Genomic DNA, 11,143 nt, shown 5'->3' on the forward strand with positions numbered 1-11,143 from the left:
GTGTCGGAGGCGGTCAGGAACCGGGGCGCGACCGCCGTCACGGCCGCGAGCGCGGCGGTGAGATCGGCTGCTTCGTGCACATCAGTATTCGATCACGGGCCTCCGACACCGGTTCGGGGAAAGAGACCGTTCATGAGGGCTGGTTCGTCTCCTCCACAGCGCGCCGCTCCGCCCACAGCGAACACGGTCCACCCGCGTCCGGGGTGGTCTCGAGGCTCGCTTCGCTCGCACCTCGACCAACGGGACCGGCGAGGCGAGGAGCGTTGGAGGACGACTCGGCGACCCTGCTCGGCGACGACTCCGGCTCACGGCACCGGTACCCGAACGACACTCGGGACGCGGATCTTGCGGCACCAGGTCGGAGTCCGAGACAGTCGAGTGTGAGAGCTGAGAAGGCCGCGTTCGCCGTCTCGGGAGCGGGCGACCATGACCGAGGCCGAGCGCTCCGCGCCTGACGTCATCCTGTTCGACCTCGGCGGCGTGCTGATGGACTTCGGTGGGCTCCGGCGACTTGCGGAGCTGTCGGGTGAGGAGGAGAGCCCGGCACTGCGATCCCGGTGGGTCGCGTCCAAGTGGGTGCAGGCGTTCGAGCGCGGCGCCTGTGACGCGGTGGCCTTTGCGGCGGGGGTCGTGGATGACTGGGGTCTCGACCTCGCGCCCACCGAATTCCTGGACGACTTCAGCCGATGGTCCGCCGGGCCGTTCGCGGGATCGCGCGAGCTCGTACGCAGCCTGCACGGGACCATCCGGATGGGCTGCGTGAGCAACACGAACCCAGTGCACTGGCAGCGGCACCTGGACCACTGGGGCATCGTCCAGCACTTCGACTGGACCTTCACTTCGCACGAGCTGGGGCTGGTGAAGCCCGATCCGGCAGTGTTCCACCACGTGATCCGGACCATCGGCACGCCTCCCGACCGGCTGCTCTTCTTGGACGACTCGGACGAGCACGTCCGAGCAGCGAGAGACTCGGGCATTCGCGCGCAGCGGACCCGGGGCCTGCGCGAGGTGCAGGACGCACTGCGGTCGCTCCTCCCCGCGGACTCGGCCGCCGGCCGAGCACTCCGTTCCGACCCGGCCCCACGGCCGAGCGACTGATCACGGCCCGGTCCTCCAGGACGGTGCCGCTGTAGCACCCACCTCCACGCGCTCCGCCAGCGGTCGGGTGATCAGTCCCCGCGGGTCGACCGCGGCCCCCGAAGTCGGGTGAGCACTGACCTCTTCTGGGTATCGAGGCCCAGTGTCGGTGCGCCCTACTCTCGCGACGTGACGATCGGGGTCGTGTCGAGGGTACGGCCGCCGTGGCCGCGCCGACGCACTGCCGTGCGTGACTCCGGCGTCCGGAGTGCGGGTACCGGGTCGCTGCGAACGGGCGTCGAGCGAGGGCTGGTCACCACGTTGGCGGTCGTCGGACCGCTGCTCGTGCTGCAGTCGCTGCCGGGCTTCGCATCCGAACGACTTCCTGGTTCCTCCCTTCCGATCGTGTCGTTACTCCTCGCGGCGCTGCCGTGTATCGCGGCGCCGATCGCACTTCTCCGCCGCGGGACGCCGGCGCATTCCTGGCTGCGGTTCTCTGCTCTCGGGTATCTCGGCCTCGTCGCGCTCGAGCGATTCGAGATCCGGTCGCCTCTCCCGGATGCCTCGACGCCGTGGCTCCTCGGCTTGTCGTGCATCGTGTTCAGCTGTATCGCGATCGGGGTGCAGCACGCTGGTCGGGCTGTCGCCGGCTGCGCGTTCATCATCGTGGGCGTGCTCACCGCGTATGCCGGGCGGGTGATGACGAGCCACCTCGTGATCGACGTGCTCGGACTCACAGCGGTCGCGATCGGGCTGGTGTTCGGCGTCCGGGCGTTGCGGCAGCGTGCAGATGCGGCGGATGACGCACAGACCGCCGCGAACGAGCGCTTCGACACCGCCCGCCGAGCCGCAGCACTGGAGGAGGAACGCACCCGCACGGATGCGCTCCTCCACGACTCCGTCCTCAACGCGCTACTCGGCGCCGCCTCCGGCCACGAGGACGAACAGCGCATCGCGCTGAGCGCCGAAAGCGCGTTGCGTGTTCTCTCGGCTACCGGCGACGGTCCGGCCGTGCGAGGAGTGCACGAGCGGTTCGAGCACGCGATCGCCGCTGTCGAGCACGAGCTCGCACCGATGCGAGAACTCGTCCAACTCGACCTGACCGCCGCGCACGGTGTCGAGCTGCCGACTCGGGTCGCTGACACACTTGTCGCGGCGATGCTGCAGGCCCTCAGCAACAGCATCAAGCACGCCGGCCCGATGGCCGCTCGAATCGCTCGTGCCGTCCCGACCGGTGACGGCGGAATCCGCCTCACAGTCCGTGACAACGGACAGGGCTTCGACGTGGCCGACATTGCTCCGGAACGCCTCGGAGTGCGCGTCTCGATCATCGACCGAGTGCGACTGGTCGGCGGCTCTGCCGAGATCCGGTCCGCACCGGGAACCGGTACCACTGTCGTACTCGAGTGGACACCGGCATCCGAGAGCCACGTCACCGACCTCCCGGTCGCGGCACACGCATGACGATCATTCCCCGCTGGCTGCTCCGCACCGTGCTCGCGCTCATCGTCGGGGTCGCCATCCTCACCGCCACCGCCGAAGCGGCCCTCGTCTACCACGCGATCGGACCGTTCCTCGCGGCCGTCCTCGGAGCCACCCTCTTCCCAGCCCTGCTGCGCGGTGCGACCTCTGGCACGACGTCAGTTCGGTCCGCGTGGGGCGTCGCACTCACCGGCTGCCTCCTCTGCCTCGTCGCCACCATCGGACTGGACCCAGCCCGCCTCGATTTCGTCTCAATCAGCTGGTACACCTGTGGTGTTCTCGCGGGCGCAGTCATGCTGTGGATGGCCGGCCACCGCGCCCCGCCGCTGGTCGCGGTGCTGTGCCTCCTCCTGCAGGTCACGCTCTGGGCGGGCCCGCTGGGCATGATCCGCCTCGGCCTCGCAGCCGAGACCGCCGTCGTCATCGCCGGCTTGCTGATGCACCGCGCCATGGAACGCGTCACCGCCGCGACACGAGCTGCGATCAGTCAGGAGCGCGAGACCACGATCTGGCAATCGGAGCAGGACGCATTCCGCCTCGAACGACAGCTGCGACTCGACCTCGCCAGTCGCAACACGACGCCGGTGCTGCAGCGGATCATCGACCTCGACGGACGGCTCGACGACGCCACGCGCGCCGAATGCCGCGCACTCGAGCAGACACTCCGCGACGAGATCCGCGGACGACACCTGCTCAACGACAACGTCCGCAACGCGATCCGGGCCCAGCGCGAACGCGGTGCCGTCGTACAGGTCCTCGACGACGGCGGCCTCGACGACCTCGCGCCTGGCGCACTCAACCCACTGCTCGACGAACTCGCCACTCGACTCGCACCGGTCCGGTCGAGCCGAGTCGTGATCCGCACCGGCCGCGCCGACTCATCCGCAGCGATCACGATCGTCGCGACGACACCCGACGAAACCGCCGCGGCACTCGGCCTCGAGGATGACGACGAACGGGTCGACCTCTGGTCCACCATTCCGCGCCCGCAGTCGGTTCCCGTCCTCGCTTGAACGCTCACGCCGGGATACCGCGTTCCGGTGACCAGCGCGCTCATGCCTCGTCGGGCTCCGACGCGGATCGACCCACGCAGGATCTCGCGACGCTCGGGCCGACGCTGCCAGAATCCGATCGTCGCGAGCAACTGCACCGCTGAATGCGACCCACGCACGCGGAGCGTCACGAACCCGTGTCAGAAGCGGCGTCAGCGGATCGTGCGGCATCAGATTCGCGGAGGATGAGGGATTCGAACCCGAATCAAGTGATCTCAGTCGGTCGCACGGGATCGCTGCAGACGGCTTCGACCAGGACTTTTGACCCCGTCCTCAATCACAGCCGTGTCCTAGAATTGCAGGAGACCCCACCGTTTGTGAGGTTTTTGTGGGGGCTGCCGCTCGTCTGCAGTTCGCCCAGCCAATCCTGCGGGAAATCACTACGACAGAACCCTCGTCCGCCGAGATCGCCTTTGACGAGACGGGGTGATTCGCTGGTGGCGAGCTTCCGTGTCCCACACGAAGAAGACAGGAGAGTCCGCGGCGCTCCGGAACCATCCCATGCCGAACTGCAGCAGCGCAGCCGCGGGTCGACTGACGAGGAGGCTCAGCAGGAGCGTCTCCTGCGCATCTGGGCCGTGAACGTCACCCAGGACACCCGCAGCCCGTCCGGGTGCGGCAGCGCCCCGTCGAATCGAACCTCCGCCATGGCCGCATGGCTAGCGCGTCGGACTCTCGAGGTCCTGGAGCATGGATGGGAGGAGCGCGGCGAGCGTTCGCTCCTGGTAGACCGAGCGCGCGCCAGCGCGTGATCGGTCGAGGCCGAGCTCGACAGATCGATCATCGAACTCGAGCACGACGCCGACGCCATGGACCTCGGGCACCTCGCCGACGAAGTCCCCGCGCAAATCACTGATCCGCAGCCGGCGGACGTTACGCCGGCTGTATGTCTCCGGCGCGATCTTGATCGAGGTGCCGTTTCCGTCCGTCCGACGCTTGCTTCGATCTCGATTATCCGAGCCGGCGTGAGCGCCCAAACATGAGCCCTCGAGCTGTAGTCGTCGTTGACGATCTCGCTCTCGATGTATTCGGTGGCCTTCCCGCCGAGCACAATCAGCGCATCGCTCACGGCGGCCGCCCAGTCCCGACGGAACTGCACGTTGCTGAACAGCTGCTCGTCCCACAGGAGATTCGACGCCTGGAGCGCGAACTGGACGTGCCGGTAGGGCGTGGGTTCTGGAGTGCTCACAGGGTCATCGTGGAGGTGTCCACTGACACGCCTTCAATGCGACCGCGAACTCGGACTGACGCCGGACGGCGCTTCCTAGCTGAAGGCGCCGATGAAGCCGATCAGCGCGCCGAGACCAACACAGGTCCACCCGGCGAGGACTAGCCAGTAGCGAAGTGGGCTGCGCAACCATTCCCGTTCGCCTCGCTGCGCCGCGTTCTCGGCCGCAGTGAAGTCGCGGGGCTTGTCGCCCTTCTCGGCGCGCGCCACGTATGCCTCAAGGCCCGACCAGTGCGTCCGCGCCTCGACGTAGATCTGCACACCCGCGCCGGCGAAAAGGAAACCAGAGGCCACCTGCACGGCGCTCATCGCGCCATCCACTGATCCATGAGCGCAAAACTAGGGCGGCGCTGCTCTCCGCTGCAGTCCACGTTTGGGTGCCGTTGAAGGGCTGGGCGCTAGCCGCGTCCAACCGAGATCCGCCTTCTTCGCGCCAGCCATGCTGCTAGCTCGCCGAGGCGTCGAAGGAGTTGGCCCGCACTCGACAACTCGCCTACTCGGCGTACGTCTCCCAATCCGGCCCGAGCAGTGTTTCTAGCGATCCACCCACTCGCCCGTCCAGGCGAATGAGAACACGTACTACCCACTTGCCGTCGTGACACTGAATGTCGTCGACGATAGCCGCCGACGCATCCTCGGAGATAAAATCTCGTACCATGTGCGCTAGCCAGTCGGGCAAATAGCCGAAAGGCGTGCCATCGTCGGTGGTGACAAGCGTCGCGGCGCTGGAGTAGGTGTTGCCGATCTCGTGGGCGAGTCGCACGCGGACGCCAATCTTCAGCGCTCCGAGTATTACTTCCAACTGATCGTCGCCTAACGGGCCGAAGGTGCCGCCCTGATGAGCCACGGGCTTGGCAGCTAGGTATTTGATTCCCGTCACTGCAGATACGCAGTACCAAGCTCCGTCGATCCGTTCCGGCACCGGCGACACCTTGACCGTGTCCGCGGCACTATCGCCCGCGGAACGGACGATCTGCTCCCAGGGAGTCGCCCCTTCAGCGAGGCCGAGGCGCAGTAAATACTCAGGGTAATCACTTCTATCCTCGTCCATCGCCCGTTGCGCAAACAAGGGAAATAGCTCAGTCGATCGGTACAAACGCTTGAAGTCGGGGAAGCCGAGCAGCCCACGGAAGTTTTGGATCTCCCGCGCGCGGCGCAAGTACCGGAAGGAGTAGCCGTCCACTTCTTGGCGCAAAAGACCGATCGGCAACGTGGCGCGCGTCACGGGATGCTGCCAACTGACGACAAGGTCCACCGCTCGCTCACGACTCAAGGGACGCTCCACAGATCCCAGCTCATGACGAGGGACGACGACGCTCACGCTGGATCCTCCCCACGTTGGCGTTGACGACAGCCGCTGCGAACCTACGTGCATCCTCCGACATCGAGGGCAATCTGTCGAACACATCCTGCACTCGAGCGGGCGTCAGCTGGTCGACCCTATCCAGCCAGTGATCCCGATCGCTCGCAGCAATCCGGTCCAGTGCCCACATCGCCGCCTCGACCAGCGTCGGAGACTGTCGCCCAGTCGGCACAGACAGACAGGACGCCGTCCCTCTCATGACAAACTGCTTAACACCGCCTTCTCTCGCCATGACCTTTCTTCGGAACTTGTTCGTTAGCTGAAATCCGAGAGAGCTCTCTTGGTCGAAGGCCGGCGCCAGCCGCGCCTGTTCGGGCCCAACGACAGAATAGAGAACGCCCCAGTTCTCTTCGTGACGGTCGCGGTTGGCGATGATCGCATCGAGTAGTAGATATCCTGCGAAAACAGACCATGCTGGCATTCCCGTGGTTAGATCGAAGCCAGGAGGTGAGCCAACATCACGCAAACTTCTTCTGATGTTTCGAAGGGTGTATCCGCGAGTGGCACGCTTGTGTCTTGAGCGCCTCGAAGAGGCCACCCGATATTCGATGTTCGCGTCGGCGTTCATCCACACTCGCCCAGAGGCGAAAGATCGATCGACATCGCGCACCTGTCGCGATATGCACCCCTCCACATCAGCTCGCCGCGCCAGTTGAACCTCAGCAACAGGGACTTCAGCAATCTCGGCGATGGCAGCAGCAGCTCGCTCCGCCCAGTCGCCACCCTGCCGGGTCTCGTTGTCATGAATCTTGACCGGCTTGAAAATCCATTCACCCCTCGGACCGAGCAGTCCCCCAGGTTCTTTGAACCATGAGTTGTTCCCCTGGCCCCTAGTCTCCGGCCGAACGAATCGCCACTCGGTGATGTCGATCTGCTGGAACGACTCGGCCATACCGCAACCGTAGTCACGCGGCCTCTTCCCACTGAGATCGGGAGAGGGGTGAGGGGCACGAGCCCGAGCCGTACGCGCCCAACCTCTGCGCCTCGGGCATCCGAGCTGGGTCTGGATGGCCCGTCAGCTAGACGATTGGGGTCTAGGCGCGGACGACACGAGCTTCAAGTGGCCCTCGGCGACTGGACGGTCGACACCAGCGTCTGGCCACACGGGCTCGCATCGCTTGTCGAAACAGTGACCGCACTCGGCATGCAGTCCGGCAAACCCCTCGGGCGTCTTGCCCTGTCCTGGCCTGCCACCTCCGCTGCGCCGCTTCCGGATCACCCTCACTCAGCAGAAAAGCGTTGCTGACTGAGGGTAGTTCGGAAGGACAGGTGACAGGACAGGTGACGCGAGACGCGGAGAGCACAGAGACGAGGGGAGCAGAACAGATCTGGGTCGGTTGTGTTGCAGTGACACATGAACTGACGGGTGCTGGCGATTTCGGCGTGATGGTGGTGCTGTCGGTGGTCGGTGTTCTCGTTCGACGATGAGAGCGGGATCCATTTCGACGTGGCGTGACAGTATCCATGGGAAGCATCGAGCCGTACGAGACCGCGTCCGGCCGGCGGTATCGAGTGCGGTACCGAGATCCGGCGCACCAGTCTCGGGAGATGGCAGGGTTCCGCAGGAAGGTCGACGCCGAGGAGTACCTCGCCGGTGTGACCGTCTCGTCCGCTCGCGGCGAGTACATCGACCCTCGCGCGGCGCGGGTGACTGTCGAGGAGCTCGGGGCCGAGTGGCTCGCCAACCGTACGCACCTCAAGGCTTCGTCGTGGAAGTCACTCGAGGTCGCGTGGCGGGTGCACGTCCTGCCTACCTGGGGTGACCGGGCCATCCGTGATATCCGCCAATCGGAGGTGCAGGCACGGGTTCGACGCCTCGCTCCCGCAGGTCAGGAATCGCGAGCAGCCACGAAGGTGAAGCGCGCACATGGCGTGCTCGCCGGCATCCTCGACAGCGCAGTCCGCGACCGGCGTATCTCCAGCAATCCGGCTCGTGGGGTGCTTGGCAGTCAGCGCCGGCGCGAACGTGAAGGGGGTCCAACGGATGCTCGGACACGCCTCCGCCGCCATGACGCTCGACACCTATGCCGACCTCTTCGACGACGATCTGGACGCCGTGTCAGACCGACTGGACGAGGTCAGAACCCTCTGCGTCAACCAGAGCCCCCACAGAAGTGTGGGGTTTTTGTGGGGCTGGAGAAGAACAAGGGCCGTCCATTCGCGTCGTTACGCGGATCGAGACCCTTGGGGTGGCGGAGGATGGGGGATTCGAACCCCCGAGGCTGTTACACCAACACGCTTTCCAAGCGTGCGCCATAGGCCACTAGGCGAATCCTCCTGGTCGCGGCGAACCGCGGGGCCGCAGAGGATCCTACCGGCCCCGGCGACCCCGCATGCGGTCCGGTACGATCGACGTCGGCTCCCCGCGTGGCGCCATCCAGGCCAACTCCCCCAGGGCGGAAACGCAGCAAGGGCAACCGGGCTCTGGCGGGTGCGCGGGGGGTCCTTCTTCTCCGCCCTTGCTCTGGGGGCTGGGCGCCCTGGACGTACGCGGCTACCGTGCAGCACATGTCGACTGCCACCGCGGAGCGGACCCTGCACCCGCTGCGGCATCTCGCCTGGCGCACCACCGCAGCCGGCAACACCGCGATCGTCGTGCCAGGGGCGACCGTCGCGGTCGTCATCGCCGCCCAGAACGGTCGCCCGCTCACCGCCGGCGTCGTCGCCGTCTTCGCGGTGCTCGTCGCCGTGTTCGCCTTCGTACCGGCGCTGCGGATCAGGATCCGGCTCGACGAGGACGGCATCACGACGCGTTGGACTCGAGGCGTCGGGGCTTCGCGTCTCGCCCGCGGCGACGTCCACCGCGGCGTGATCCGCACGATCTACAACAGGGACGGGGTCAACACCAGTCGGCACCTCTTCCTGCTCGACTCGGACGACAACACCGTGCACCGGATGAACGACCGCTGGTGGTCGCCCGAGCAGCTGCTCACCGTCGCGCACCACTTCGGGATCCCCTTGGAGACCCAGCAGCTGCCCGTGCACCTCAGCGAGGCGCGCCGCACCGCCCACCACCAGCTCTGGTGGCACGAGCGGCATCCTCTCCTCGCCACGAGCGCTTTCGTGATCACCGGGTTCGCGGTCTGCGCCGCGTTCGCACGGCTCGCGACCGACGCCCTCTGACCCTCGGTCCGCCTGGTGCGGTGATATCCGACTGATGCGGGTGCGATCGCAGCCGCATCAGTCCGAAATCGCCGCAGCAGATCAGCGGTCGGAGAGGCCCCAGGCCTGGCCGTAGCCGCCTTCGGCGGTCGGCTTCGCCATCAGCTCGAGGAACGGCACGGCATCGAACGCCTCCGGGCCGAGCACTCCGGTGCCGGTCCAGCTTCCGAGCGCGAGCATCTCGAGTGCGATCACAGGGCCCAGCGCCGTCTGCCACACCACGCACTGGCTCTCGAAGTCGCGCATCGTGACCGCGTTGTCGGACACGTGGTACAGGTACACGGCCTTCGGGGCGCCGTCCTTGCCGGTGCCGGTCACATAGGTGCCGGCGCAGGTCTTGCCCTCCATCCGCGGCCCGAGGGACGCGGGGTCCGGCAGCGCGGCCGCGACGACGTCCCGCGGCGCGACCTCCACCGGTCCGGCGGCGCTCCGGACCCGGATCGGCGTCGTGGAGGCGAGGCCCAGGTCGCTGATCGTCTGCAGCACGCCGATGAACTCGGCTCCGAGGCCGTACTTGAAGGTGACGCGCTTCGCATCGAGCCAGCGGGGCATCAGCAGCACCTCCTCGTGCTCGACGTTCACGCACTCGACCGCGCCGATGCCCTCCGGGAACTCGAAGACCTCCGGCTCGCTGAACGGCGCCGTCGTCGTCCAGCCGGTGTCGCGCTCCCAGATCACGGGCGGGTTCAGACACTCCTCGAGCGTCGTCCAGATGCTGAAGGAGGGGGCGAAGATCTCGGCGCCGGCGTCGTCGCGCACCACGAGGTTCGCGCCGTCCCGGACGCCGAGCTCGTCGATGGTGTCGAACAGGTGATCCGCGGCGTAGCGGGCGAACACGTCGCTCAGACCGGGCTCCACGCCCATCCCGACGAGCGCCAGGCGTCCCTGCGCCTCCCAGTCCCCCGCCTGCGCGAACTGGTCGTCGCCGAGCTTCACCCCGGTGACCGTGTACGGGTCGGTGGGGTGGGGCTCCGACAGCGTCATCGCCATGTCGAGGTAGTCCGCGCCGGCGGCGAGGGCGCCCGCGAACACGGCCGGGACGAACTTCGGCTCGACGGCGTTCATCACGTGCGTGATGCGGTTCGCCCTGGCGACCGCCGCGACCGCGTCAGGGTCCGACGCGTCGATCCTGCCGGTGCCGAACCGCTTCGCGACGTCGGCGCCGTGCTTCTGGGCGATCCACGCGACGGTCCGCTCCGCGCGGGACACGTCGTAGTCGGTGACGACGACCGCTTCGTAGAACGAACGGGTGGCCGCGATCTTGGCGATCGCGTCGCCGACACCCCCGGCACCGACGATGAGGATCCGCATGCGCCGAACGGTACCGGTTCCGGATACCCGGGGATCTGCGAGCGCAGATCCCCGGATCTGTGCAGCTCCGCCTAGGCTCCGGCGGTCGACGATCCCGAGCTCAGGTCGTAGACCGTCACGCCGCCGACCGTCGACGAGGTGAAGTTCGCCTCGACCCAAGCGGTGATCGTGGAGGAGATGCTCGAGCCGCCGTTCGACCGGCCGATCCCGCTGCCGCCGATGAAGTAATGGATCTTCCCCTCCGCCACGTACTGCTCGAACTGGGCGAGGGTCGGCGACGGGTCGCTGCCATTGAAGCCACCGATCGGCATCACCGACTCGCCCGAGGCGAGCTGATACGACGCCGCGTTCTGGGAGCCGACGGCAGCGGCGGACCAGGTGTAGCTGGAGGCGTTCGACTGCAGCGCCTGCACGAGTGCGGCGGACACGTTCACGTCACCGCCGAGGAGGCCGCCGCCTCCGGCACGA

At 67.0% G+C, this 11,143-nt stretch carries 9 protein-coding genes, 1 tRNA gene, 1 other RNA gene and 1 pseudogene; 5 read left to right on the forward strand and 7 right to left on the reverse strand.

Annotated features, from left to right (window positions below; genetic code table 11):
- The first annotated feature begins 426 nt into the window (after positions 1-426).
- The 3 genes from ACFE67_RS10135 (at position 427) to ACFE67_RS10145 (ending at position 3,572) form a co-directional block, all read left to right on the forward strand.
- Complete coding sequence (locus tag ACFE67_RS10135; protein WP_375406755.1) at positions 427-1,098, forward strand: HAD family hydrolase; 672 nt, start codon at positions 427-429, stop codon at positions 1,096-1,098.
- A 168-nt stretch (positions 1,099-1,266) separates the two neighbouring features.
- A complete protein-coding gene (locus ACFE67_RS10140) occupies positions 1,267-2,541 on the forward strand; it encodes a sensor histidine kinase (RefSeq protein WP_375406756.1) in 1,275 nt (424 codons plus the stop codon).
- Entirely contained in the window at positions 2,538-3,572 is a 1,035-nt protein-coding gene (locus ACFE67_RS10145; protein WP_375406757.1) for a hypothetical protein, read from the forward strand. The genes ACFE67_RS10140 and ACFE67_RS10145 overlap by 4 nt, the downstream gene beginning before the upstream one ends.
- Before the next feature lie 698 nt (positions 3,573-4,270).
- Here the strand turns inward: ACFE67_RS10145 and ACFE67_RS10150 are convergent.
- The 5 genes from ACFE67_RS10150 to ACFE67_RS10170 form a co-directional block, all read right to left on the reverse strand.
- Complete coding sequence (locus ACFE67_RS10150; protein WP_375406758.1) at positions 4,271-4,588, reverse strand: hypothetical protein; 318 nt, start codon at positions 4,586-4,588, stop codon at positions 4,271-4,273.
- Positions 4,589-4,875: 287 nt separating this feature from the next.
- The gene (locus ACFE67_RS10155; protein ID WP_375406759.1) at positions 4,876-5,148 is read right to left on the reverse strand and encodes a hypothetical protein; all 273 of its coding nucleotides are present in this window, start codon (positions 5,146-5,148) and stop codon (positions 4,876-4,878) included.
- A 184-nt stretch (positions 5,149-5,332) separates the two neighbouring features.
- Positions 5,333-6,160, reverse strand: coding sequence for a hypothetical protein (locus ACFE67_RS10160; RefSeq protein WP_375406760.1), 828 nt, complete (start codon positions 6,158-6,160; stop codon positions 5,333-5,335).
- Positions 6,135-7,094 (reverse strand): HipA domain-containing protein, encoded by a 960-nt coding sequence (locus ACFE67_RS10165; RefSeq protein ID WP_375406761.1) that lies wholly within the window; start codon positions 7,092-7,094, stop codon positions 6,135-6,137. Before ACFE67_RS10165 ends, ACFE67_RS10160 begins: the two co-directional genes overlap by 26 nt.
- 1,298 nt (positions 7,095-8,392) lie before the next feature.
- A tRNA-Ser gene (locus tag ACFE67_RS10170) sits at positions 8,393-8,480 on the reverse strand.
- 76 nt (positions 8,481-8,556) lie between these two features.
- Between ACFE67_RS10170 and ffs the strand changes: the two genes are divergently transcribed.
- Positions 8,557-8,653: signal recognition particle sRNA small type (gene ffs / locus ACFE67_RS10175), an RNA gene on the forward strand.
- A gap of 57 nt (positions 8,654-8,710) precedes the next feature.
- A complete protein-coding gene (locus ACFE67_RS10180) occupies positions 8,711-9,325 on the forward strand; it encodes a hypothetical protein (protein WP_375406762.1) in 615 nt (204 codons plus the stop codon).
- Between the two features lie 81 nt (positions 9,326-9,406).
- Here ACFE67_RS10180 and ACFE67_RS10185 read toward each other — a convergent pair whose 3' ends face one another.
- Positions 9,407-10,675 (reverse strand): saccharopine dehydrogenase family protein, encoded by a 1,269-nt coding sequence (locus ACFE67_RS10185; protein ID WP_375406763.1) that lies wholly within the window; start codon positions 10,673-10,675, stop codon positions 9,407-9,409.
- Positions 10,676-10,746: 71 nt separating this feature from the next.
- A pseudogene (locus ACFE67_RS10190) lies at positions 10,747-11,143 on the reverse strand (glycosyl transferase); the annotation flags it as partial.

Source organism: uncultured Amnibacterium sp., assembly GCF_964244015.1.
GTDB lineage: Bacteria > Actinomycetota > Actinomycetes > Actinomycetales > Microbacteriaceae > Amnibacterium.